Source organism: Anaerocaecibacter muris, assembly GCF_943192945.1.
Taxonomy (GTDB): Bacteria; Bacillota; Clostridia; order Christensenellales; family Pumilibacteraceae; genus Anaerocaecibacter; species Anaerocaecibacter muris.
The window spans coordinates 304,379-327,857 of sequence record NZ_CALPCE010000002.1; the positions used below are offsets into that span (position 1 = coordinate 304,379).

Annotated in this window: 23 protein-coding genes; 22 read left to right on the forward strand and 1 reads right to left on the reverse strand. The window is 53.7% G+C overall.

Annotated elements, in window-relative coordinates; all coding sequences use genetic code 11:
• Positions 1-44 precede the first annotated feature (44 nt).
• The 20 genes from NFR57_RS02840 (at position 45) to NFR57_RS02935 (ending at position 19,575) form a co-directional block, all read left to right on the forward strand.
• The gene (locus NFR57_RS02840; protein WP_251182315.1) at positions 45-890 is read left to right on the forward strand and encodes a sulfide/dihydroorotate dehydrogenase-like FAD/NAD-binding protein; all 846 of its coding nucleotides are present in this window, start codon (positions 45-47) and stop codon (positions 888-890) included.
• On the forward strand, positions 890-2,284 hold the full coding sequence (gltA, locus tag NFR57_RS02845; RefSeq protein WP_338022262.1) for an NADPH-dependent glutamate synthase: 1,395 nt from the start codon (positions 890-892) through the stop codon (positions 2,282-2,284). The genes NFR57_RS02840 and gltA overlap by 1 nt, the downstream gene beginning before the upstream one ends.
• A 274-nt stretch (positions 2,285-2,558) precedes the next feature.
• Positions 2,559-3,026, forward strand: coding sequence for an NADH-quinone oxidoreductase subunit NuoE family protein (locus tag NFR57_RS02850; protein ID WP_251182316.1), 468 nt, complete (start codon positions 2,559-2,561; stop codon positions 3,024-3,026).
• 129 nt (positions 3,027-3,155) lie between these two features.
• A complete protein-coding gene (locus tag NFR57_RS02855) occupies positions 3,156-5,027 on the forward strand; it encodes an NADH-ubiquinone oxidoreductase-F iron-sulfur binding region domain-containing protein (RefSeq protein ID WP_251182317.1) in 1,872 nt (623 codons plus the stop codon).
• A gap of 256 nt (positions 5,028-5,283) precedes the next feature.
• On the forward strand, positions 5,284-7,029 hold the full coding sequence (locus NFR57_RS02860) for an NADH-dependent [FeFe] hydrogenase, group A6 (protein WP_251182318.1): 1,746 nt from the start codon (positions 5,284-5,286) through the stop codon (positions 7,027-7,029).
• Positions 7,030-7,175: 146 nt separating this feature from the next.
• Positions 7,176-8,297, forward strand: coding sequence for a metallophosphoesterase (locus NFR57_RS02865; RefSeq protein WP_251182319.1), 1,122 nt, complete (start codon positions 7,176-7,178; stop codon positions 8,295-8,297).
• A gap of 190 nt (positions 8,298-8,487) precedes the next feature.
• Complete coding sequence (locus NFR57_RS02870; protein ID WP_251182320.1) at positions 8,488-9,147, forward strand: YggS family pyridoxal phosphate-dependent enzyme; 660 nt, start codon at positions 8,488-8,490, stop codon at positions 9,145-9,147.
• A 12-nt stretch (positions 9,148-9,159) separates the two neighbouring features.
• Complete coding sequence (locus tag NFR57_RS02875) at positions 9,160-9,783, forward strand: cell division protein SepF (RefSeq protein WP_251182321.1); 624 nt, start codon at positions 9,160-9,162, stop codon at positions 9,781-9,783.
• 8 nt (positions 9,784-9,791) lie between these two features.
• Complete coding sequence (gene lspA / locus NFR57_RS02880; RefSeq protein WP_251182322.1) at positions 9,792-10,901, forward strand: signal peptidase II; 1,110 nt, start codon at positions 9,792-9,794, stop codon at positions 10,899-10,901.
• Positions 10,901-11,806, forward strand: a complete 906-nt coding sequence (locus NFR57_RS02885; protein ID WP_251182323.1) for an RluA family pseudouridine synthase — start codon at positions 10,901-10,903, stop codon at positions 11,804-11,806. Before lspA ends, NFR57_RS02885 begins: the two co-directional genes overlap by 1 nt.
• Before the next feature lie 15 nt (positions 11,807-11,821).
• The gene (locus NFR57_RS02890; protein ID WP_251182324.1) at positions 11,822-12,745 is read left to right on the forward strand and encodes an aspartate carbamoyltransferase catalytic subunit; all 924 of its coding nucleotides are present in this window, start codon (positions 11,822-11,824) and stop codon (positions 12,743-12,745) included.
• Positions 12,742-14,007 (forward strand): dihydroorotase, encoded by a 1,266-nt coding sequence (locus NFR57_RS02895; protein ID WP_251182325.1) that lies wholly within the window; start codon positions 12,742-12,744, stop codon positions 14,005-14,007. The genes NFR57_RS02890 and NFR57_RS02895 overlap by 4 nt, the downstream gene beginning before the upstream one ends.
• Positions 14,004-14,891: an orotidine-5'-phosphate decarboxylase gene (gene pyrF / locus NFR57_RS02900; RefSeq protein WP_251182326.1), complete on the forward strand. Its 888-nt coding sequence runs from the start codon at positions 14,004-14,006 to the stop codon at positions 14,889-14,891. Before NFR57_RS02895 ends, pyrF begins: the two co-directional genes overlap by 4 nt.
• Before the next feature lie 30 nt (positions 14,892-14,921).
• Positions 14,922-15,680 carry an iron-sulfur cluster-binding protein gene (locus NFR57_RS02905; protein WP_251182327.1) on the forward strand — a complete coding sequence of 253 codons (759 nt, stop codon included), beginning with the start codon at positions 14,922-14,924 and terminating at the stop codon, positions 15,678-15,680.
• Positions 15,681-15,743: 63 nt separating this feature from the next.
• On the forward strand, positions 15,744-16,652 hold the full coding sequence (locus tag NFR57_RS02910) for a dihydroorotate dehydrogenase (protein WP_251182328.1): 909 nt from the start codon (positions 15,744-15,746) through the stop codon (positions 16,650-16,652).
• On the forward strand, positions 16,645-17,220 hold the full coding sequence (gene pyrE / locus NFR57_RS02915; protein ID WP_251182329.1) for an orotate phosphoribosyltransferase: 576 nt from the start codon (positions 16,645-16,647) through the stop codon (positions 17,218-17,220). Before NFR57_RS02910 ends, pyrE begins: the two co-directional genes overlap by 8 nt.
• Before the next feature lie 45 nt (positions 17,221-17,265).
• Complete coding sequence (locus NFR57_RS02920) at positions 17,266-17,607, forward strand: hypothetical protein (RefSeq protein WP_251182330.1); 342 nt, start codon at positions 17,266-17,268, stop codon at positions 17,605-17,607.
• A 42-nt stretch (positions 17,608-17,649) separates the two neighbouring features.
• Positions 17,650-17,973, forward strand: coding sequence for a hypothetical protein (locus NFR57_RS02925; protein ID WP_251182331.1), 324 nt, complete (start codon positions 17,650-17,652; stop codon positions 17,971-17,973).
• 63 nt (positions 17,974-18,036) lie between these two features.
• Complete coding sequence (locus tag NFR57_RS02930; protein WP_251182332.1) at positions 18,037-18,735, forward strand: TrmH family RNA methyltransferase; 699 nt, start codon at positions 18,037-18,039, stop codon at positions 18,733-18,735.
• Positions 18,736-18,762: 27 nt separating this feature from the next.
• Positions 18,763-19,575 carry an HAD family hydrolase gene (locus tag NFR57_RS02935; protein WP_251182333.1) on the forward strand — a complete coding sequence of 271 codons (813 nt, stop codon included), beginning with the start codon at positions 18,763-18,765 and terminating at the stop codon, positions 19,573-19,575.
• 66 nt (positions 19,576-19,641) lie between these two features.
• On the opposite strand, the gene NFR57_RS02940 is transcribed toward NFR57_RS02935, so the two are convergent.
• A complete protein-coding gene (locus NFR57_RS02940) occupies positions 19,642-21,321 on the reverse strand; it encodes an Rqc2 family fibronectin-binding protein (RefSeq protein WP_251182334.1) in 1,680 nt (559 codons plus the stop codon).
• 118 nt (positions 21,322-21,439) lie between these two features.
• Between NFR57_RS02940 and tig the strand changes: the two genes are divergently transcribed.
• Together tig and clpP are read left to right on the forward strand one after the other, a co-directional pair.
• Positions 21,440-22,852: a trigger factor gene (tig, locus tag NFR57_RS02945; RefSeq protein WP_251182335.1), complete on the forward strand. Its 1,413-nt coding sequence runs from the start codon at positions 21,440-21,442 to the stop codon at positions 22,850-22,852.
• Between the two features lie 39 nt (positions 22,853-22,891).
• Positions 22,892-23,479, forward strand: coding sequence for an ATP-dependent Clp endopeptidase proteolytic subunit ClpP (gene clpP, locus NFR57_RS02950; RefSeq protein ID WP_251182395.1), 588 nt, complete (start codon positions 22,892-22,894; stop codon positions 23,477-23,479).

The following is a 23,479-nucleotide window of genomic DNA, read 5'->3' on the forward strand; positions in this document are numbered from 1 at the left end:
CGTCGCGCGCGGTTGTGTTATACTGTACGCAGAGGTCAAACGGCATGTATAAAATTCTCGAAAAAACGTCGCTCAATCCCACGGTGTCGCGCATGGTGATTCAGGCTCCGCGCGTCGCGCAAAAGGCGCAGGCGGGCATGTTTATCATACTGCGCGCGGACGCGGACGGCGAGCGTATTCCGCTGACGATAGCCGATTACGACAGAGAACGCGGCACGGTCACTATAATCTATCAGATTGTCGGCGCAACCACGCGCAGGCTGGACAGGCTGGGCGTCGGCGAGTGCGTTTGCGATTTTGTCGGACCTCTCGGCAGACCCACGGAACTGGACGGGCTGAAAACCGTCGCCGTTGTGGGTGGCGGAGTAGGCTGTGCTATTGCTCTGCCCACGGCAAAGCGATTGCACGAATTGGGCGCGACGGTACATTCCGTTATAGGTTTTCGTAACAAGGATTTGGTGATATTGCAGGACGAATTCGCCGCGGCGTCCGACGTGTGCGAGCTTGTGACCGACGACGGTTCTGCGGGCAAAAAAGGGCTTGTGACCGACGCGCTCGAAGCGTTGATTAAAGCGGGCAATGTTTACGACGAAGTTATCGCGATAGGTCCTCTCGTAATGATGAAGTTTGTGTGCAAGCTGACAGAAAAGTACGGCATTAAAACAGTTGTGTCCATGAACCCCATTATGATAGACGGCACGGGCATGTGCGGCGGCTGTCGGTTGACGGTGGGCGGCGAAATGAAATTCGCGTGTGTGGACGGACCCGATTTCGACGGGCACAAAGTGGACTTCGACGAGGCTATCGAGCGCGGGCGCATGTACGCCGAGTTCGAGAAGCACGCTTACGAAAAAGACTGTAATCTGTTTGGCAAAGGGGACAACGCGTAATGAACATGTCAAAAGAAAAAAACGCCATGCCCGTTCAGGACCCGCAAGCGCGCGCTAAAAACTTTGACGAGGTCGCGCTCGGTTACACCGAGGAACAGGCGAAAAGCGAGGCGGATCGGTGCTTGAACTGCAAGACCAAGCCGTGTAAATGCGGTTGTCCCGTCGGCATCGATATACCGGAATTTATACAAAAAATCAAGGTCGGCGATTACGAGGGCGCGTATCGCGTAATATCCCAATCGAGTTCGCTCGCCGCAGTATGCGGCAGAGTTTGCCCGCAGGAAACGCAGTGCGAAAGCAAGTGCGTGCGCGGCAAGAACGGCGAACCCGTCGCGATAGGTCGGCTGGAACGGTTTGTCGCCGATTGGCACAACGCGCATAAATCGGGCGAGGCAACGCGCACGCCGAGCAACGGGCACAAAGTCGCCGTCGTCGGGTCGGGCCCTGCGGGGCTGTCGTGCGCGGGCGAGCTTGCGGGGCGCGGATACGAAGTAACCGTGTTCGAGGCGTTGCATACCGCGGGCGGCGTGCTTGTCTACGGCATACCCGAATTCAGATTGCCCAAGACGATAGTCGCGGACGAAATAGAAAACTTAAAATCGCGCGGCGTTAAGTTCGAGCTTAACACCGTTATCGGCAGAACGCTGTTTGTTGACGAACTGTTTGACGACGGGTTCGAAGCGGTGTTTATCGGCAGCGGCGCGGGCTTGCCCAACTTTATGAGGATAAAGGGCGAGGACTTAAAGGGCGTGTATTCCGCCAACGAGTTCTTGACGCGCGTCAATCTTATGAAGGCATACCGTGAGGACAGCGCAACGCCCGTAAAGCGCGGCAAACGCGTCGCAGTAGTGGGCGGCGGAAACGTTGCAATGGACGCCGCGCGTTGCGCGCTTCGTTTGGGCGCGGACAGTGTTACTCTTGTCTATCGCAGGAGCGAGGCGGAATTGCCCGCGCGCAAAGAGGAAGTGGAACACGCCAAGGAAGAGGGCGTGGAGTTTACCATGTTGACCGCGCCCGTGGAGGTGCTGGGCGACGAACATAAAAACGTGCGTGCGCTCAAATGTCGTAAAATGACTTTGGGCGAGCCGGACGCGTCGGGCAGGCGCAGACCCGTGCCTATCGACGGCAGTGATTTCGAGTTGCAAGCGGATGTAGTTATTGCGGCTATCGGCACGTCGCCCAACCCGCTCATAAAGAACACTACGGCGGGCATAGACGTTCAAAAATGGGGCGGCATAATAACGGACGAAAACGGCGCAACCACGCGCGATATGGTGTACGCGGGCGGCGACGCCGTTACGGGCGCGGCGACCGTCATACTCGCCATGGGCGCGGGCAAGGACGCCGCAGAGCATATAGACGTTGCGATAAAAGCCAAACACGCTCGGCGTTAAAACTAAAAATTCTATATTATATTCATTACGACGCGCGCGGGCAGATCGCCCGCGCGTAAACGTTTAACATTGCTCGGATAATAGTTAGCGGCGGCGAACTTTGTCGAAATTTCCTTATAGCGCTTGAAAATATGTGAACAATGTGTTATTATATTTAAGTACGGCGATCGCGCGCTTTTTTACATATCTTGCGGGAGGTGAAGGGGAGCGCGCTATGCGCGTTACGCACCGCCGAATTTCAATAGGTAAAACCCAAAAAGGAGTACATATAACAATGACCGACGAAAAAGACAAGCAGTTTGCCGAGGCGCTGGAAAGTTTGAAAAACGTTCCGGGACCCGTCATGATGGCGATGCAAAAAGCGCAGGACATTTACGGATATTTGCCGCTTAAAGTTCAGCTTCAAATCGCCGATTATTTCGACGTGCCGCTTGCGACCGTTTACGGAATAGCGACGTTCTATTCCCAGTTCCGCCTCGAACAGCCCGGACAGATTAAGATTGCCGTTTGCTTGGGCACGGCGTGCTATGTCAAGGGTAGCGGCGGCGTTATAGAAAAGTTCGGACGCATACTCGGCGTGGAGCCGGGGCACACGACGCCCGACGGTCGGTTTACTCTCGAAGCGACGCGTTGTATCGGTTGTTGCGGACTTGCGCCCGTTCTCACGGTGAACGGCGAGGTGTACGGCAAAGTTACCGAAGACAGCGTGGACGAGATTCTCGCTAAATACAATAACGCTTAATAAGTCGGCGCAAGTTGCTTCGGCGAATATGCGGGGCGGGTCACGGTTTTAAACCCGACGCAATCTGCACTGAAAAAATCCGCCGACGGTAAATCACTCACGTTAAAATCAAGGAGTTTACAATCATATATGAAAACTTTACAGCAGTTACAGGAAATACGCGATAGTCTTAAATCCACCATTGCCGAGCGTCAAGAGGGCGCGGCGGTGGCGGCGGGCGACCCGCGTCTTTACGTCTTGGTGTGCGGCGGCACGGGTTGCACGTCGGGCAACAGCAAAATCATTTACGAAAACTTTAAAAATCAGCTTGCCGCACGCGGTCTGTCGGACGAAGTAAAAATCATCTTGACGGGTTGTTTCGGTCTTTGCTCCAAAGGACCTATCGCGGTCGTTTATCCCGACGGCGCGTTCTACACGCACGTTCAGCCGGACGACGTTGCGGAAATCGTGGAAAAGCATATCGTCGGCGGCACGCCCGTAGAGCGTTTGCTCCACGCCGAAAAGGATATTCACGGTCAGCTTAAAAGCATTAACGACACCGATTTCTATCGCAGTCAGCGCCGCGTAGTGTTGCGCAACTGCGGCGTTATAGACCCCGAAAATATCGACGAATATATTGCGACCGACGGTTACAAGGCTTACGAAAAAGCCGTTACGTCCATGACCCAACAACAGGTTATCGACGAAATCAAAAAGAGCGGTTTGCGCGGCAGAGGCGGCGCGGGATTTTCGACCGGCATGAAGTGGCAGTTCACCCACGACGCGGCAGGCGCGGAAAAATACGTTGCCTGTAACGCCGACGAGGGCGACCCCGGCGCGTTCATGGACAGATCGTTGCTCGAAGGCGACCCGCATGCGGTTATCGAAGCAATGATGATTGCGGGCTATGCGGTCGGCGCGGAGCACGGCGTTATTTACGTGCGCGCGGAGTACCCGATAGCCGTTCACCGCTTGGAAGTAGCTATCGCGCAGGCGCGCGAGTACGGCATACTCGGCGACAACATTATGGGGTTGGGCAAAAAGTTCGATTTGGAACTTCGACTCGGTGCGGGCGCGTTCGTCTGCGGCGAGGAAACGGCGCTTCTCAATTCCGCAGAGGGCAAGCGCGGCGAGCCGCGCCAACGCCCGCCGTTCCCCGCGATTAAGGGATTGTTCGGCAAACCCACGCTTATTAACAACGTGGAAACTTACGGCAATATCGCGCAGATTATTCTTAACGGCGCGGACTGGTTCGCGTCGGTCGGCACGGAAAAGAGCAAGGGAACCAAGGTGTTCGCGCTCGGCGGCAAGCTCGAAAACGTCGGGCTTGTGGAAATCCCCATGGGCACGCCGCTCCGCACGATAGTGGAAGACATCGGCGGCGGTTGCCCCAACGGCAAAAAGTTTAAAGCCGCGCAAACGGGCGGACCGTCCGGCGGCTGTATTCCCGCGTCGCTTATCGATACGCCCATAGATTACGACAATCTTATGGCTATCGGCTCGATGATGGGTAGCGGCGGTCTTATCGTCATGGACGAGGACAACTGCATGGTTGACATCGCCAAATTCTTCCTCGAATTTACGGTTGACGAGTCGTGCGGCAAGTGCACGCCCTGCCGTATCGGCAATAAACGGCTTTTGGAAATGCTCGACAAGGTCACGAAAGGCGACGCTACGCTCGAAGACCTTGACAAAATGGAAGAGCTTTGCTACTACATAAAAGAAAATTCGCTGTGCGGACTCGGTCAGACCGCGCCCAACCCCGTACTTTCCACGTTGCGATATTTCCGCGACGAGTACGAAGCGCACTGCCAAGGCAAATGTCCCGCGGGCGTGTGCAAGGCGCTTGTAAGCTACAAGGTAGACCCCGAAAAATGTATCGGTTGCACTATCTGTGCGCGCAACTGCCCCGTCAACGCCATCAGCGGTTCGGTCAAACAGCCGCACGAAATCGACCCGAAAAAGTGCATTAAATGCGGGGTTTGTGCGTCGAAGTGCCCGAAGGGCGCCATATCGAAATAGGACGCTCAAAGCAACTTGCATAATGTCTTGCTTGTCTTTTGCTCCGTAAATGCGTTGCTCGCTCTCGACGTAGCGCTGCTACGACTTCGAGCGACGCGCCTTTTTACGAAGCAAAATGTCTGCGCAATCCGATTATGCCGTTGTTTTTCGCGACCTTAACGCGTTGAATAGCCATAGAGCAAAACAACATATTTATTTCCGTTTTTGGTCATAACTATAAAGTCTATAATCTTTCCCAATAATTCAGGAGAATTACATGAAAAACGTTAATTTAAAAGTGAACGGCGTATCTGTTACCGTACCCGAGGGCACGCGCATACTCGACGCCGCGGTCAAAGCAGGGTTTAAAGTTCCCACGCTTTGCTATATGAAAGATCTTTGCAACGAGAGCAGTTGCCGTATTTGCGTTGTGGAAATCAAGAACAATCGCAAACTCATGACGGCTTGTTCGACGGTTGTCGCCGAGGGCATGGAAGTGTTTACAAACACGCCCAAGGTAAGAGCGTCGCGTAAAATTACGCTCGAACTCATGTTGAGCAATCACCACAAGGAATGTTTGAGTTGCGTGCGGAGCGGCAAATGCGAACTTCAAGCACTTGCCACTGAATACGGTTGCGACGCAAGTAAGTACGACGGCGCAATGAATTCTTACGACGTGGACGACGTTACAGAATATCTTGTGCGCGACAATAACAAGTGCATACTTTGCCGCAGATGCGTCGCGGCATGCAATACTATCCAGACCGTCGGCGTTATCGACGCGGGCAACCGCGGCTTTGCTACGCGCATAGCCAGTCCGTTCGACAAGACGCTAAAAGAAGTGCCGTGCGTTGCTTGCGGTCAGTGTATCAACGTTTGCCCGACGGGCGCGCTTCGCGAAAAAGACAGCGTCAAGGACGTGGAAAAACTGCTTGCCGACCCGAGCAAAACGGTTATCGTCGGCACTGCGCCCGCCGTTCGCGCCGCGCTCGGCGAGGAGTTCGGCTATCCCATCGGTACGGACGTCGAGGGCAAAATGGTCGCCGCGCTCAAAGCAATCGGCTTTAACAAAGTGTTCGACGTCAATATGACCGCGGACATGACCATAATGGAAGAGGGCACGGAGTTCATTTCTCGGCTCAACGATCCCAACGCGACGTTGCCCATGATAACATCGTGCAGCCCCGGTTGGATTCGTTTTATAGAGTACAATTATCCCGATCAGCTCGCGCACCTGTCGTCGTGCAAGTCGCCGCAACAGATGTTCGGCGCGATCATGAAAACTTATTACGCGCAAAAACTCGGTATCGACCCGAAAGACATGGCGGTCGTTACGGTCATGCCGTGCATTGCCAAAAAGTTCGAGCTTACGCGCGACGATCAGGCGGCGGCGAAAGTTCCCGACATTGACGTGTCTATCACCACACGCGAGCTTGCGCGCATGATCAAAAACTACGGCATTGACTTTAAGGCGCTCGATCCCAAAACGCAATTCGACGATCCTATCGGTATCGGCAGTACGGCGGGGCTTTTGTTCGGCGCGACGGGCGGCGTTATGGAAGCGGCTCTGCGCACCGTTGCCGAAACCGTCACGGGCGAAAAGCTGGAAAATGTGGACTTTAAAGCCGTGCGCGGCGTTAAGGGCATTAAGGAAGCGAGCGTTACGCTCAACGGCAAGCAGATAAATATCGCCGTTGCGAGCGGCTTGTCCAATGCGCGCAAGATAATGGACGATATTAAAGCGGGCAAGAGCAAGTATCACTTTATAGAAATCATGTGTTGCCCCGGCGGTTGCGTTAACGGCGGCGGTCAGCCGATAGTGGACGCGGCGACGCGCAATCTTGTGGACGTTCGCAGTGCGCGCGCGAAAGTGCTTTACGGCAAGGACAAAAAGTCCGATCTTCGCAAGAGCCACGACAATCCCGTCGTCAAAACACTGTATTCCGAGTACTTCGGCGAACCCAACAGTCATAAGGCGCATGAAATACTGCACACTTCTTACGTCAAGCGCGAAAGATACTAAACATCGATAAATAAAGCAAGCGGCTTGCCTAATCGAACGGGCGAGCCGCTTTTTGCATTTAATTGACAACATGCGCGCGGTTTGGTATAATACCGAAAATATTTGCGTGTATTGACGGCGACGGGGCGAAGCGCGGAGGGTGTATTATGTGGGTTGCTATATTCGGAATTGTTATAATAATGGCTATCGGCGCGGGGGCATACCTTTGCAACCGCGTGTATCGCTTTGCCGACGTCGGTAAAAAAATCGCGTTTCGCGCTAATCGCCGTTTACGCATGTTCCAAAGCGTTATCGGCGTGCTTGTCGCGATAGACCTTTTGTGTATTGCCGTCGGATACGTCAACGCCGTAATAATTATTATTCACTTGGTCGTGTTTTGGCTGTTGTCCGACCTGCTGTTCTTTATTATCAAAAAAGTGCGGCGCGCGGGCTTTTCGTATAATTTTGCGGGCGCGCTTGCCGTTATGACGACGGCGGTGTATTTTTCCGTTGGCTGGGCGCTTGCGCACGACGTAAGGGTTACGCGGTACGAAATCGGCACGGATAAAGCGGTGGGGGATTTGCGTATCGTCATGTTTGCCGACGCGCACGTCGGATCGACTTTCGACGGTGACGGCTTTGCCGAGTACGTGTCGCAAATGCAGTCTTACAATCCCGACGTAGTTATTATTGCGGGCGACTATGTGGACGACGACACGCCGCGCGACGATTTGGAAAAAGCGTGCCGCGCGCTCGGGACGCTCAAAACAAAGTACGGCGTTTATTACGCTTTCGGTAACCACGATAAGGGGTACTATTCCGATTCGCACAGAAGCTATACCGCGGCGGATCTTATTGCGGAGCTTGAAAAAAACGACGTAATTATACTTCAAGACGAAGTCAAGCTAATCGACGACAGGTTCTACATAATAGGCAGGCAAGAGGCGGAGGAGGCGAGGCGCGGCAACGGCAATCGTGCGGAAATTTCCGAGCTTACGAAAGACTTGGACGACGGCAAGTATCAGATCGTCATCAACCATCAGCCCACCGATTACGCCAACGAAACAGCGGCGGGCGTGGACTTGGTTTTGTCGGGACACACGCACGGCGGGCAGATGTTTCCGATAGGTTTAGTCAGCGATTTGTTCGGGCTTAACGATATGGTTTACGGTCATGAAAAGCGCGGCGCGACAAACTTTATAGTCACTTCGGGAATATCGGACTGGGCGATAGATTATAAAACGGGCTGTTTTTCGGAGTTTGTCGTCATAGACGTAAAGGGCAAATAAAATAGATTTGAGCATGGGCACAATAAAGCAGAGTATCGGCGCGCTGTGTTTTTGCGGTGCGCGGCGTGTCGGTGAATATAAGTTTACATGCGCAAGGGCTTTTTTAATTTTTATTGCGACAAAATACATTTTTAAAAACAGTTGATTTACGGCGCGGATTGTAGTATACTTATAATCGGCGGTGTATAGCATGGATTCGGACGAACTCAAACGAAACGTCGATCGCGCGTTAAGCAGTATTGCGCGCGCGGCGGATAAGCAGAGCAGTCGAGTTACGCTTGTCGCCGCCGTTAAAACCGTGCCCGCCGACGTAATTAACGCCGCAGTAAGTTACGGCGTCACGGATGTGGGCGAAAACCGCGTTCAGGAGTTTGTCGCAAAGCGCGACGGCGTACAGGGCGCAAAATGGCACTTTATAGGCACGTTGCAACGCAACAAGGCAAAGTACCTCGTCGGCAAAGTATCGCTTATTCAGTCGGTAAACTGTGCGGCGCTCGCCGCGGAAATCGACAGGCTTGCGGGACTGCGCGGCGTTACGCAGGACGTTCTTATAGAGGTCAACGCCGCGGGCGAGGCGAGCAAAACGGGCGCGCCGCTGTGCGAAGCTGACGAGCTTATAGGCTATGCGCGGACGCTTAAAAACGTGCGGGTGCGCGGACTGATGTCCGTTCCGCCGATCGGCGCGGACGCTTCGGTGTACGAACGGCTGTACCGACTGTATCAAGAGCATGCGGGCAAGCAGTTCGACGTTTTGTCGGTAGGCATGAGCGGTGATTACGAAAAGGCAATCGAGTGCGGAAGCAATATGGTCAGGCTGGGCACTGCGATTTTCGGACGGAGAAAACAATAGGAAGGTAGCGATATGGCAAACGGAGATTTCTTCGATACGTTCTTGCGTAACGCAAGCAACTATAACGGCGGAGAGCCCGAATATTACGAGGACACGCACGACGCTAACGGTAAGTATGTCGGCAACTCCCGCGGCAATGTCGGCGGGTACGTTCCGCCGCAACAGCCGCCGCTTTTCGCGCCGCAACAACCGCCCGCACAGCCTTCTTACGTTCCGCCTCAAAACAGCGGATACACTCCGCCGCCGTCGGGTTATTCCGCGGCGCAACGCACCGAGCAGAGTTTGAGCAACCCCACGCAGTTCGTGCACGTGCAAAAACCGATAAACGCGCCGCCGCAGGCAATGCCGTTGCCGACGGTCGATCAGTATATATCTCCGCAGTTAAATCAGAACTTTGTTATTTATCGTCCGCGCACTACCGCGGATGTGGAACAGCTTATAGCGTACTTGCGGCGCAGAGAGCCTGCGCTCGTAGATCTCGACCCCATGGCGGATTCGCCCGACGCGCAACGGCTTATGGACTTTACGTCGGGCGCGGCATACGCGCTCGGCGACAGGGTAATGACCATTCGCAGAAATTTGTTTTTGATTACTCCCGATACGATAGACGTGTTAAAACCCGAAAACGATAGGTAGGAATTTAATTGCAGGACAACGCTTTTACAAACAAGGTCAAACAGTTTTGGGCTTTTATAAAACGCATGGCGGTGCGGACGTGGGAGTACCTGAAAGTCGCAAAGATGGAGTGGATTGTCATGATCTGCCTTTTTGCGGCGGATCTCATTTCCAAATCCATAGTTGATGCGACCGTCGATCGCGGCGAAACCGTTGTTATAATTCCCAAGTTTCTCAACGTTCACAACATATACAATTACGCCGCGGCGTTCGGCACGAGCTTTATAAAAGACTTGCTCGGCGGCATAGGCGCGCGCATATTTTTCAGCGTTTTCGCGGTTGCCGCATCGGTCGCATTCGTGCTTGTGCTTATTAAAAATAAGGGCAAGAGCAAGTGGTTCCGCGTAGCTGTTGCGATGTTTGTCGCGGGCGCAATGGGCAACTGTATCGACCGCATGTTCTTGGGCTATGTGCGCGACTTTATTGAGTTTGAATATTTCGGGCTTACCATTTGGGGCAGAACGACTTGGTATGTGTTTAATATCGCCGACGTCGCGTTGGTCGTGGGCGTTATTATGATTGTCATTTACTTCTTGTTTATGTATAAAGATACGGGCAAGAAAAAAGAACAAGCCGAGCTTTTGACGGACGAACTGGGCGACGTTCACCCCGACGCGTTGGAATCCGTCGAGGTAGTCAAAAAGCAAGCCGATAAAGACAATGAAAACGGTGACGGTACCGACCTCGATAAAACGCCCGACGAGCAGTCAACAGCCGGCGAGGGCGAAGCAGTTGTCGTTGCTAACGATAGCGCGGACGGCGCGGACAATGCGCAAGAAATAAAATCGGACGGCGACAATTCGGATAAATCGAAAAGCGTCGAGCGTTCCGTAAATGCGGATAGCGTCAACGCCGAAACAGTGGAAACGGACGTGAATATAAATAACGCTGAAATCGCGGAAGTCAAAGACGACAAAAAGTCGGATAGCGACGTTAAGCCTACGGCGCGGCGCACCGCTACCGCTGCAAAGAGCGGCGGGCAGGCGGCAAAGCGCAAGCCGACCGCAACTAAAAAAGCAACAACCAAAAGCACGACAGACAATCCTGCTACACCAGATAAAGACGAGGTTGCGCCGTAATGACGACCGTTTACTGCACCGAGGGCGGCGCGAGGCTGGACGTATTCTTGACCGACGAAACGGAGTTTACGCGCTCGCACATAAAGAATTTAATCGACGGCGGCAGAGTTTTTATCGGCGGCGTTCCCGCGTTCAAAGCGGGACAAACCGTCAAAACGGGCGACGAGGTTGCGTTTGATGACGAGGCGGAAAATTCGGACTTAAAGCCGCAGGATATTCCGTTGCATATAGTATACGAGGACGACGAAGTCGCTGTTATAAATAAACAGCGCGGGCTTGTCGTTCACCCCGGCGCGGGCAATCCCGACGGCACGCTTGTAAACGCGTTGATGTACAGATACGGCGACGCGCTGTCTTGCATGTACGGCGCGGCGCGAGCGGGCATTGTGCACAGGCTGGACAAGGACACGACGGGGCTTATAGTCGTCGCAAAGACCGACTTTGCGCACGCGCGGCTGGGCGAGCAGTTTGCGGCGCACACTGTTAAAAAGTTGTACCGCGCCGTTCTCGACGGCAATTTGCGAAATGACGACGGCGTTATCGACGCGCCTATCGGCAGGGATAAAAAGAACAGACTTAAAATGGCGGTAGCCGCGGACGGTCGGCGCGCCGTTACCAAGTATAGGGTTTTGGAGCGGTTTAAAAGCAACTGTTACGTCGAGTTCGAGTTGTGCACGGGCAGAACGCATCAAATTCGCGTGCACTGCGCGCACCTCGGACACCCCGTATCGTGCGATCCGCTGTACGGCGGAAACGCGCAAAAATTAGGCGTGAACGGACAGCTTTTGCACTCGCGAACCTTGGCGTTCGACCACCCGAAAAGCGGCGAGCGGTCGGAGTTTACGGCAGAAGAACCGCCCGATTTTTTGCGCGTGCTCGGAGTTTTGCGCGCGCGGGCTAACTGAACAAAAGGAGAGTATATGAAGCGTAAGGACATACTCGGCATTAAGGATTTGTCCAAGTCCGAGGTCAACGAAATCTTATCGACGGCGAACGCCATGCGCGAAACGATTGACCGCAACGAGCGTTCGACGGTGTTGCGCGGCAGGACGGTCGCAACGCTGTTTTACGAAAACTCGACGCGCACGCGCAATTCGTTCGAGTCGGCGGCAAAAAATTTGGGCGCGACGACAATGAGCATTTCCGTTGCGGCGTCGTCGGTGCAAAAGGGCGAGTCGCTTGTGGACACGGGCAAGACGCTCGACGCGCTTAAAACGGACGTGATTATCATACGTCACTCGGTTGCGGGCAGTCCCAGACTGCTTGCGGAAAACGTAAAAGCCTCGGTCATCAACGCGGGCGACGGTATGAACGAACACCCGTCGCAGGCGTTTTTGGACGCGCTCACCGCGCAACGCAAGTTCGGCAGTCTTGCGGGAAAAAAGATAGTTATAGTCGGCGACGTCAAGCACTCGCGCGTTGCGCGAAGCGACGTTTTGCTGTTCGGCATGCTCGGCGCAAACGTTACGGTTTGCGCGCCGTACACGCTGTTGCCGCAGGGCATTGACAGCATGGGTTGCGACGTTGACAGCGATTTCGACAGGGCGATCGAGGGCGCGGACATAGTCTTGCCGTTGCGGTTGCAACTCGAACGCATGGATCAGGCGTTCTTCTCCTCGCGCGAAGAATACAGCTATTATTACGGCGTTACGCAAAAGCGGCTCGCCGCGTGCGCCGACGATTATATCGTCATGCACCCCGGTCCTATCAACCGCGACGCGGAAATCACCGGCGAGGTTGCCGACGGCGATCACAGCGTTATAGAAGAACAGGTGACCAACGGCGTGGCTGTGCGCATGGCTATGTTGCAATTACTAACCGCAAACGTCGGAGGTGAATTATGATACTGCTTAAAAACGCCACGGTTGTAAACGCCGACGGCATGTGCGAAACGGACGTGCTTATCGACGGCGAAACCATTTCGCACGTTACGCCCAATATCGAGTGTTTCGGCGCGGAAATTATAGACTGCGAGGGCAAACTCGTTTTCCCCGGGTTTATCGACATGCACTGTCATTTGCGCGACCCCGGGCAGACTCATAAAGAGGATATGGAAAGCGGCACGCGCGCCGCGCTCGCGGGCGGGTATACGACGGTATGTTGCATGCCAAACACCACGCCGCCGCTCGACAACCCCGCAATGATGAATTATATTCGCACGCGTTCCGCCGCGCTCGATAACGCCGATGTTTACCCGATAGGCTGTATAACCAGAGGACAAAAAGGCGCGGAGCTTTGCGAGTACGGGCGTATGAAAGAGGCGGGCGCGATAGCCGTGTCCGACGACGGCTTGCCAGTATCGAACGGCGCGGTTATGCTGAATGCGCTTAAATACGCCAAGACGTTCGGGCTTACCGTGCTGTCGCACAGCGAAGACAAGAGCATATCGGGCACAGGCGTTGTCAATGCGGGCGAAAACGCGACGGTCTGCGGGCTTCGCGGCATACCCAAGGCGGCGGAGAGCGCGGGCATAGCGCGCGACGTATTGCTTGCCGAGGAAGCGGGCGCGCGCTTGCATGTTTGTCACGTTTCTACGGCGGAGTCGGTGGACATTATACGTCAAGCCAAAAAGCGCGGCGCGTCAGTCACTTGCGAAACGTGCCCGCATTACTTTGCGGCGACCGACGACGAAATTTTGTCTTACAACACCAACGCCAAAATAAATCCGCCCCTGCGCGCGTCCGACGACGTGGACGCGATTATAGAGGGTATTGCGGACGGCACTATCGACGTAATAGCGACAGACCATGCGCCGCACGGCTTTGACGAAAAGAACAAGGAATTCGATTACGCGCCGTTCGGAACGGTGGGGCTTGAAACCGCATTCTCGGTCGCATACACGCGTTTGGTGCTTACCGACGCGATAAAACCGACCGACCTGTGTAGGCTCATGAGCGCCGCACCCGCAAACATATTGGGGCTTACGGACCGCGGCAGGATAGAGGCGGGCGCGCGCGCGGATATAGTCATTGTCGATCCCGACGCGGAATATACGGTGGACGCGCGCACGTTCAAGTCCAAGGGTAAAAACTCGCTGTTCGACGGGTGGCGGCTCAACGGACAAATAACCGACGTGTTCGTAAAAGGAGAACGCAAAACATTATGAAGAACATCACCGATCTGCTTATAGATAAAATCGAGACAATGAACAACCCGACCGTCGCGGGACTTGATCCGCGGTTGGAGTTTTTGCCCGACGATCTTCGCAAGACGGCAACGGACGCGCAAAGCTCGGCAAAAGCTGTTGCGGAGTTCAACTGCCGCATAATCGACGCAATTAAGGACATTGTTCCCGCGGTTAAAATTCAGTCTGCGTTCTATGAATTGTTTTCGCATTACGGCGTGCGCGCCATGGATGAAACGGCGCGCTATGCCAAGGACAGCGGGCTTATCGTCATGGCGGACGTAAAGCGCAACGACATAGGTCCGACGGCGGAAGCCTACGCCTCCGCATACCTTGACGGCGGACTGTACGATTATATCACCGTCAATCCTTATGCGGGCGTTGACGGAATAAAACCGTTCACTAACCTGTGCGCGCAAAAGAACAGGGGGATTTTCGTGCTTGCGCGCATGTCTAATCCGTCGGCGGCGGATATTCAAAACATGACGCTGTCAAACGGCGAACCGCTGTACTTGCATATCGGCGGGCTTATAGAAAAGTGGGGCGAAAGTTTGACGGGCGAATACGGTTACAGCGCGGTCGGCGCAGTAGTCGGCGCGACCAACCCCGACGAGGCGCGAAAACTGCGCGCTCGGCTTAAATCGGTGTTCTTCCTCGTGCCGGGATACGGCGCGCAGGGCGGCAAGGGCGCGGACGCGGCTGCGTCGTTCGATGAGAACGGGCGCGGCGCGATTGTCAATAATTCCCGCGGAATAATCGCGGCATACAAGACCGATAAGTACAAAGGCATGACATATTATGCGGCGGCGCGTGCGGCGGCTACCGCCATGGCGGAGGATTTATCTGCCGCGCTCAAACGCAAATAAATCAAATATAAACCGTAACGGGAAACACGAATGAAACCTATCAAAGCTCAACTTGTAATAAAATCGACAGAAAAGCACGCGAGCAATCTTTATCGCGTGACCTGCGAAAGCAAAGCGCCGCTACCGCGTATCGCGGCGGGGCAGTTTGCGCACTTGAAAGTGCCCAACAAGAATTTGCGCCGACCGGTGTGCGTTTACCGCAACACCGACAATACGATTACTTTTATAATCGCGGACGTCGGCGAGGGAACGGCGGCTTTCGTCGCGCAAAAAGCGGGTGCGGAGTTTGACGCGCTGTTGCCGCTCGGCAACGGTTTTCCCGTACTCCCCGACAAGACGAATATCGCTTTGCTCGGCGGCGGCACGGGTTGCGCCCCGCTCTTGAAAATAGCCGAGGACAACCCGTCGCTCAACTGTACGGCTCTGCTCGGTTTTAACAGCGGCGCGGCGCGCGATACATACGGCGACGACTTTGACAGGTTTTGCAAAAAGGTGTGTTATTGCACCGACGACGGGAGCGTCGGCTATCACGGCTATCCCACGGACCTGCTTACCGAAATCGCGCCCGAAGTGCTTTACGTTTGCGGCGCGACGGGCATGATGAAGGTCGCGCGGGAATACTGCCGCAAGCTCGGCGTTATCGGTTTTGCGAGCATGGAACAGCGCATGGGTTGCGGTGTGGGCGCGTGCCTTGTCTGTTCGGTGCGCGTTATGCAGGACGGAAACGAAAAGCTGTTGCGTGCGTGCGCGGACGGTCCCGTTTTCCCGATAGAAGACATTGTATTTTAACCGCGCCGCGGCGCGCATAACGGTCGGTTGCGAAAAGTATGGCAATCGGCATTGGAGCATTTTATGAATATGAAAACGACAATAGCGGGCGTCGAGTTTAAAAACCCGATAATCGCCGCGTCGGGAACGTTCGGTTTCGGCAGAGAGTACAACGATTTTTACGACGTGGGCAAGCTCGGCGGAATAAGCTCGAAGGGCTTGACTTTACTGCCGCGACAGGGCAACCCGCCCGTGAGGATAGCCGAAACGCCGTCGGGCATGCTTAACAGCGTGGGACTTCAAAACCCCGGCGTGGAGTATTTTATACAGAACGAACTGCCGTTTATGAAGAGTTTGGGCACGGTGGTTATAGCCAACGCCGCGGGCGCGACCGAGGAAGACTACGTGCGTATCGCCGAGGTTTTAAGCGAGAGCGACGTGGATATGATAGAGCTTAATATATCGTGTCCCAACGTAAAGAAAGGCGGCATGGCGTTCGGCGTAGATCCCGACGGCGTGTCGCACATAGTTAAAGCCGTGCGCAAGGTCTGTAAAAAGCCGCTTATAGTCAAGCTCACGCCCAACGTGTCTGACATTACCAAAAACGCGCTCGCCGCGGAAAACGCGGGCGCGGACGCTATAAGTCTTATTAACACGATTACGGCAATGGCGGTTGACTTTAAAACGCGCAAGCCCGTGCTGAAAGTAGTGACGGGCGGATTGAGCGGCCCTGCGGTCAAGCCCATCGCGCTCCGCATGGTTTACGAGTGTCACAAAGCCGTTAAAATCCCAATTATCGGTATGGGCGGCATTATGACGGGCACGGACGCGGGCGAATTTATGCTGTGCGGCGCGTCGGCGGTGCAGGTGGGAACAGCCAATATTTTCGATCCTTACGCCGCGCTAACGGTTGTAAATGAGTTGACAAGTCTGTGCGAAAGTGATAAAATTAACAACGTACAATCTTTAATCGGAGGTTTGTCTGTTGACTGACAACGTAATGCAACTGTTCGAGCAGTCGGGAGCGGTGCTTCACGGACACTTTATACTTACTTCGGGGCTGCACTCCGATACGTACATGCAGTGCGCCAAGCTGTTCGAGCATGGCGATATTGCGGAAGCGCTTTGCAAAAAGGCGGCGGATAAACTCCGCAAGTACAACGCAGACGTGATAGTTTCGCCCGCTGTCGGCGCGATAATATTCGGTTACGAGCTGGGCAAACAGCTCGGCTTGCCCAATATGTTCGCCGAGCGCGAAAAGGACGGCAATTTTGCGCTTCGCAGAGGGTTCGAGCTTAAAGCGGGTAGCAAGGTGATTATCGCCGAAAACGTCGTCACGACGGGCGGGTCGGTTATGGAAGTTATCGAGCTTGTCAAGAGCTTGGGCGCGGAAGTAGTCGCGGTTGCGGAAGTGGTCGACAGAAGCGGAGGCAAAGTCGATTTCGGCGTGCCTAACGAGAGCTTGCTCCAAATCGAAGTCAAAACGCACAAGCCCGAAGATTGCCCTATGTGCAAGGCGGGCACGGTAGCCGTAAAACCCGGTTCCAAGGGATTAAAATAATTATTTGGCGCAAGCTAACAGGGAAGTATTTTTCGGGAGGCTGTAATGGCTAAAAGAACGAAAAAAACAAAAACAACAACGACGAGAACGACGTCGGGCGGCAATAGGTTTTCGCTCAACAAGTTCGCGTTTTGGCTGATAATAATTATCGGCATAGCTATGGCGGTGTCGGGCTTCTTCAACTTCTTCGATTGGGATTGGGTGAATAAGTTTTCGGCGTGGGTACAGAGCATTTGCTTTGCGCTCGCAATGTTTATCCCGATTGTGCTGTCGTACCGCGCGGCGTGCAACAAAAGCACGGCTTGGTTTATTCTCTGGATAATATTCGTCGTACTGGTAGCGTTCGGCGTTGTGGCTAACTTGGTCGGCTTACTCAAAGTATTCTAAATTAACACTCGGTCGGCGGCGACCGACATAAGGAAATTGCAAATGGCAACAGCACGTAAAAAGAAAAACATATTCGTCCGTTATTTCACTCCGTTCGGACTGCGGCAAGTCTGCGATCTTATTATGCTCGCGGGCTTTGTTCTGCTTATAGTCGGACTTTGCACGGTGGACGGCGTACTGCTCGCAGGCTTTATCTGCTATGCGCTCGGCGCCGGCATATCCATTGCGCGTTGCTGTTTGGTGCTGTTTTCAAAAAAGGTAAACCACCGCGATCCCGCTTACAAGTCCGCGATAATAAATGCGTCCATCATGGGCGTGCTGTTCGCGCTGGCGGTGTTCGGGCTTGTCTGGACGATTGTAGCGTAAATAAGTTGCCGCGCAATAATGCTTGCGCGGTTTTTATTTGCTGATTTTACGGAGTTTGTAGCTATGGTAAAAAAATACAAAAAGACCGACGAGCGGTCGTATGCGCTCGGCGCAACGGTGACTATGGAATTGTTAAACGCCCGACCCGACCGCGCGCGTTGCGTTTACGTTTCGCCAAAGTCGCAAGTTTCGGCGGTGGTCGATAAGGCGCGAGCACTCGGCGTGCCCGTCGTCGAGAGCGAAAAAGCGTTCAACATTTTAAGCCCCAAAGAAAACTGTTTTGTCATCGGCGAATTCGATAAATTCGAGGAGCGGACGAGCGGCGCGCGCAATCATATAGTGCTTGTACAACCGTCCAACAGCGGCAACCTCGGCACTATCATGCGCGACGTTGCGGCGTTCGACTGCGCGGATTTGATTATAATTCGCCCCGCGGTCGATCCGTTCGACCCCAAGACCGTGCGCGCGAGCATGGGCGCGGTGTTCAATATAGCGTTTAAATGCTTCGATTCGTTCGACAACTACATAGCCGAGTACGGCGACAGGGAAGTCAAGCCGTTTATGCTTTGCGGCGCGCCGTTCAAGCAGTTTGACTTCGACGCGAATAAAAAATATGCGCTTGTTTTCGGCAACGAAGCGACGGGCTTGCCCGACGAGTTTGCTCGGTTCGGCGCGGTGCGCATAGAGCAATCGCATAAAGTGGACAGCCTTAACCTGTCCGTCGCCGCGTCCGTCGCGCTGTATAAACTTTATACCGCATAACGTTGTTGGCAGGTTGGAGTAACCGATATGAAAAAAATGCTGTTTGTAACCGATTTGGACGGAACGCTGTTAACTCCGAACCAAATGTTGTCGGAATACACTCTGTGCACGGTCAACGCGCTTGTAGACTCGGGTATGGCGTTTACTTACGCAACCGCTCGGAGTGCGGAAACAGCCGCGCAGGTGACGCGCGGCCTTAAAACGAGCGCGCCGCGCGTGCTGTATAACGGTGCGTTCATCATGGATAGCGACGATAGAGTTATGCTGTCGCGCGTGTTTTCGCAACAGGATAAGCATGCAATAATAGACGAGCTTGTCGCCGCGGGGCTATGTCCCGTCGTGTATGCGATTATCGACGGCGCGGAAAAATTTACGTTTTTGCCCGACGCAATATCTACGGGGTGTAAGCGGTTTTTGGACACGCGCAAACATTGCGTGAGATACAATCCGACAGCGCAAAAAGGGGATTTATACGTCGGCGAAACGTTTTACATACTGTGTATTGACGAGCATAGCAAGCTCGCGCCGTTTTACGAAAAGTATAAAGACAAATTCCACTGCGTGTTCCAGACCGACATATATTCGGGCGACGTGTGGTTGGAAATTATGCCGAAATCGGCGACAAAAGCAAACGCTTTGGTAGAGCTTAAACGCATGCTCGACTGTCGGTTGGTCGTGTTCGGCGACGGAAAAAACGACATGGATATGTTTCGCGTCGCAGACGAAAGCTATGCCGTCGAAAACGCTTGCGAGGAACTTAAATCGTTAGCGACTGCCGTAATCGGTAAAAACTCGGACGACAGCGTTGCAAAACACTTGCAAAAGTTATTCTATAAGTAACGCTGTACGACGGCTATATATCTTTGAATTTAAATATACAAAGTTAATAACGTGATAATCAAAAATTTAATTTTTTGGCGTGACGTATACCGTCTTATATTCTTTGTAATCGACCTTGCCGCCGCCGTGCGGAAATACGTGTTTTATAAGCGTGTAATCGACGGCGACGTTTTCGGACGCGCGCGACTGCGAATAGTACGCGGCAATTTCCGCCGCGCGACGAATTTGCGCCTCGGTGGGCGAGGGCGTTTTTAAAACGGCGTGCGATCCGTGCGCATCTTTTACGTGCAACCATGTGTCGACGCGTTGCGCGCCGCGCGTAATCCTGTCGTTCTGCGCGTGGTTTTTACCGACGAGAAGTTGCGCGCCGTCTATATCGAACGAGTACGGTTCGGATGGCACGGGCTTGTCTTTTTTGCGCTTGTTTTCGGGTTTGATAAGCCCGAGCGCGACGAGTTCGCTACGTACTTCGTCCAGCTCGCGTTTTTCGGTGCATAGGTCGAGTTCGGCGGAAATTCCGTCCAATACGTACAGCGCGGCTTGCGCTTTTTCTATCGCGTCCTGTGCGTAAATCACAGCCTTTTTCTTTTTGTTATACGCCTTGTAATGCGCCGCGGCGTTTTGTTGCGCGTTTTTGGTGACGTCGAGCGCGATTGTAATTTCGCCGCCGTTTTCGTCGAAAAAGTTATCTACCGTTACGGATTTGTCGCCGCGTTTTATCTTGTAAATATTCGCAGTCAAAAGGTCGCCGATTATTCTGTCGTTGTCGGCGGTCGCGCTTTCGTCGAGTTTCGCCGTTGCGTCGGCGAGACGTTTTTTGTTTTTTGACACCGCTGTTTTGACCGCGGCGCGAAGCGGCTTGACATACGCTTTAAGATCGGCGGCGGCGAACAATGCGGAATAGTATGCGTCCATTGCGGCGTTGACCGTGGCGTATGTTTTAGCCGTTCCGCCGCACGTCTTGTACGATTCTGTAAAATAATCGATAGGCTTGCCGTCGTTGCCGTCGAACGTGACGACGGGGGATAGCGGCGCGGCGTAAAGCTCTTGCGCGGCGGTTATAAATCGGTCGGCTATCGCCTCCGTCGGCGATTGATCGTCGGGTATTCCGAGTCGAAAAAACAGCTCGTCTACCGTTACGTTGGACAGCCCCGCAACGCACTTGTTTGCCGCGGCACGCGCCGAAACGTCTTTAAACGCCGTTATACGGGCTTTTAGCTCGTCGCGGTCAAATACTCCGACTCTGCCGGTCGGGTTGGGCGGAGCGTAAGTCAAGCCCTGTAAAACGGCGCGCTTGCCCTCCGCCTCGGAAGAAATGCGGCGCAATGCGTAACCTATAACGCCGTTCTGTTCGACAAAGACTATATTGGCGCACTTGCCCGTGAGTTCGACTTTAAGACTGTATTTAACGCGTTCGCGCAGTTCGTCGAGCGCGGACAGTTCAAGACAAATCATGCGTTCGCATTTGTCTTTGGTAATGCCTGTAAGCACTGCGCCCGTAAGACGTTTGCGAAAATACATGAGCGTGCCCGAAGCGGTTTCGGGGCTTTTGTATTGCATAGTCGTTATGTGCGCGCGCGGCAAGGACGGGTTGCAAGACAATAGCAAGCGGAAATTGCCCGCGTTCGTATGGAACAGCAGGATTAGCGTGTCGGCGTTGGGCATGGTCGCTTTGTCTATGCGCCCGCCTATCAAAAAGTCCAGCTCGCACGCCGCGCGGTAGATTGTAAGTGCGTCCTTCGGCATGACTATATTGTAGCACGAAAAAACATTTTTGTAAACGGTTTATATGCTATAAAAGATTGACAACAACCGCGCGCCGTGGTATAATTTTAAGGTTATGAAAAGTCTATTGGAGGCATAAATGAAGTCAACATTCGAGAAAAACCTTAACGAAGCGGTTTTCAGAGAAGCTCTTAACAACGAGGAATGGAACGCGGAAATAGAAAACGCGTACAACCGTACCAAGGGTAAGTATAAAGTCCCGGGCTTCCGTCCCGGCAAAGCGCCCCGTCGCTTTATAGAAATGCACTACGGCGCGGGCGTGTTCTTCGATGCGGCGGTCGATATGTGCATCAACCGCGTTTACCGCGAGGAACTTAATAAGCACCCCGAACTCGAAGTGTTCGGTCAGCCCGAGGTTTCGTTCGAGAAAGCGGAGGAAGGCGAGGCGTTTGCGTTTACGTTTAAAGTCACGCTCTATCCCGAAGTAAAACTCGGCGATTATAAAGGTATTAAACTGCCCAAGATTGAGTATAATGTAAGCGACGAGGATGTCGATACGCGTATCAAAGCCGATCTTGCGCAGGCGGCGCGCAATGTGTCAAAGGACGGCGCTGCGGCTAACGGCGATATTACCGTAATCGATTACGTCGGCACTGTGGACGGTGTGGAGTTCGAGGGCGGCAAAGCCGAAAAGTACGAGCTTAAACTCGGCAGCGGTTCGTTTATCCCCGGTTTCGAGGACGGGCTTATCGGTGCGGTAAAAGGCGAGGAGCGCGACGTAAAAGTCAAATTCCCCGACGAATATCACGCGGAAAACCTCAAAGGCAAGGACGCTGTGTTCCACGTAAAAGTGAACGACGTTATGACCGAGGAAATCCCCGAGCTTACCGACGAATTCGTCAAAGACCGCGGCAGGTACGAAACCGTTGCGGAATACAAAGCGGGCATACGTGAAGCGCTCGAAGTTTCGGCTAAATCGCGCGAGCGCAACGAGCGCGTTGACGCCGTAATGAAAGCCGTCACCGAAAAAGCGGAGTGTACAGTGCCCGAAAAGATAATCGCGGCGGAAGTCGAACGTATGTACGCGGAGTTCGAGCATCAAATGTCGCATTACGGCATCAGCCCCGAGGACTACCTCAAATACAACAATTCCAGCCCCGCGCAATTCCGCGAGGAGCGCAAGGAACCCGCCGAGCGCAATATTAAAATGCGTCAGGTCATGAAAGCGATTATCGCCGCCGAAAATATCGAAGTATCGCAGGACGAGGTCAAACAGAAACTGCGCGACCCCAACGTCCGCGCCGAACTCGAACATGCGGCAAAGCACAACGGCGGGTATGCGGAAGAATACGCGTATAACGATTTGCTCACCGATAAATTCTTTGATTTCCTGCTCTCAAATAACGAGTTTACGCTCGAAGCGGAAAAGACGGACGATGCGGAAAAGAAGCCCGCAGCAAAGAAGCCCGCGGCTAAAAAGCCTGCGGCTAAAAAGCCTGCGGCAAAGAAAACGGTCAAAGCGGATAAGCCCGAGGAAGAAAAAGCCGAATAGTTGTTTTTTTGCGGAGGAAGCATGAATAAATTTCATATAATGAACGACCTTGTTCCTATGGTCGTGGAACAGACCAACCGCGGCGAGCGGTCGTATGACATCTTTTCGCGTTTGCTCGAAGATCGCGTTGTGTTTTTGACGGGCGAAGTGACGGACGTCACCGCAGACCTTGTTGTGGCGCAACTCATGTACCTCGAAAGCAAGGGCGACGATAAAGACATATCGTTGTACATCAACAGCCCCGGCGGTTCCGTTACCGCGGGCATGGCGATTTACGACACAATGAATTATATTAAGTGCGACGTGGAAACCATCTGCGTGGGCATGGCGGCAAGCATGGGCGCGTTCCTGCTATCGAGCGGGGCAAAGGGCAAGCGTTTTGCGCTTCCCAACAGCGAAATCATGATACACCAGCCGTCGGGCGGCGCGCAGGGTCAGGCGAGCGATATAGCCATAACCGCCGAACACATTTTACGCGTGAAAAAGCGCATGAATATGATACTTGCAAAAAACTGTAATCAGCCGCTCGACCGCATAGAACGCGACGTCGATCGCGACCATTACATGTTCGCCGAGGAAGCCAAGGCATACGGCATAATCGACGGCATAGTAGATAAGCGCGCATAA

What these genes read in the sequence shown, in the direction of transcription:
- NFR57_RS02850 (WP_251182316.1), top strand. Translation starts at nt 2,559, where the DNA reads ATGACCGACGAAAAAGACAAGCAGTTTGCCGAGGCGCTGGAAAGTTTG.
- gltA (WP_338022262.1), top strand. Translation starts at nt 890, where the DNA reads ATGAACATGTCAAAAGAAAAAAACGCCATGCCCGTTCAGGACCCGCAA.
- NFR57_RS02920 (WP_251182330.1), top strand. Translation starts at nt 17,266, where the DNA reads ATGGCTAAAAGAACGAAAAAAACAAAAACAACAACGACGAGAACGACG.
- NFR57_RS02875 (WP_251182321.1), top strand. Translation starts at nt 9,160, where the DNA reads ATGGCAAACGGAGATTTCTTCGATACGTTCTTGCGTAACGCAAGCAAC.
- NFR57_RS02855 (WP_251182317.1), top strand. Translation starts at nt 3,156, where the DNA reads ATGAAAACTTTACAGCAGTTACAGGAAATACGCGATAGTCTTAAATCC.
- clpP (WP_251182395.1), top strand. Translation starts at nt 22,892, where the DNA reads ATGAACGACCTTGTTCCTATGGTCGTGGAACAGACCAACCGCGGCGAG.
- NFR57_RS02860 (WP_251182318.1), top strand. Translation starts at nt 5,284, where the DNA reads ATGAAAAACGTTAATTTAAAAGTGAACGGCGTATCTGTTACCGTACCC.
- NFR57_RS02910 (WP_251182328.1), top strand. Translation starts at nt 15,744, where the DNA reads ATGAATATGAAAACGACAATAGCGGGCGTCGAGTTTAAAAACCCGATA.
- NFR57_RS02925 (WP_251182331.1), top strand. Translation starts at nt 17,650, where the DNA reads ATGGCAACAGCACGTAAAAAGAAAAACATATTCGTCCGTTATTTCACT.
- tig (WP_251182335.1), top strand. Translation starts at nt 21,440, where the DNA reads ATGAAGTCAACATTCGAGAAAAACCTTAACGAAGCGGTTTTCAGAGAA.
- NFR57_RS02930 (WP_251182332.1), top strand. Translation starts at nt 18,037, where the DNA reads ATGGTAAAAAAATACAAAAAGACCGACGAGCGGTCGTATGCGCTCGGC.
- NFR57_RS02905 (WP_251182327.1), top strand. Translation starts at nt 14,922, where the DNA reads ATGAAACCTATCAAAGCTCAACTTGTAATAAAATCGACAGAAAAGCAC.
- pyrF (WP_251182326.1), top strand. Translation starts at nt 14,004, where the DNA reads ATGAAGAACATCACCGATCTGCTTATAGATAAAATCGAGACAATGAAC.
- NFR57_RS02935 (WP_251182333.1), top strand. Translation starts at nt 18,763, where the DNA reads ATGAAAAAAATGCTGTTTGTAACCGATTTGGACGGAACGCTGTTAACT.
- NFR57_RS02895 (WP_251182325.1), top strand. Translation starts at nt 12,742, where the DNA reads ATGATACTGCTTAAAAACGCCACGGTTGTAAACGCCGACGGCATGTGC.
- NFR57_RS02885 (WP_251182323.1), top strand. Translation starts at nt 10,901, where the DNA reads ATGACGACCGTTTACTGCACCGAGGGCGGCGCGAGGCTGGACGTATTC.
- NFR57_RS02870 (WP_251182320.1), top strand. Translation starts at nt 8,488, where the DNA reads ATGGATTCGGACGAACTCAAACGAAACGTCGATCGCGCGTTAAGCAGT.
- NFR57_RS02840 (WP_251182315.1), top strand. Translation starts at nt 45, where the DNA reads ATGTATAAAATTCTCGAAAAAACGTCGCTCAATCCCACGGTGTCGCGC.
- NFR57_RS02865 (WP_251182319.1), top strand. Translation starts at nt 7,176, where the DNA reads ATGTGGGTTGCTATATTCGGAATTGTTATAATAATGGCTATCGGCGCG.
- NFR57_RS02940 (WP_251182334.1), bottom strand. Translation starts at nt 21,321, where the DNA reads ATGCCGAAGGACGCACTTACAATCTACCGCGCGGCGTGCGAGCTGGAC.
- NFR57_RS02890 (WP_251182324.1), top strand. Translation starts at nt 11,822, where the DNA reads ATGAAGCGTAAGGACATACTCGGCATTAAGGATTTGTCCAAGTCCGAG.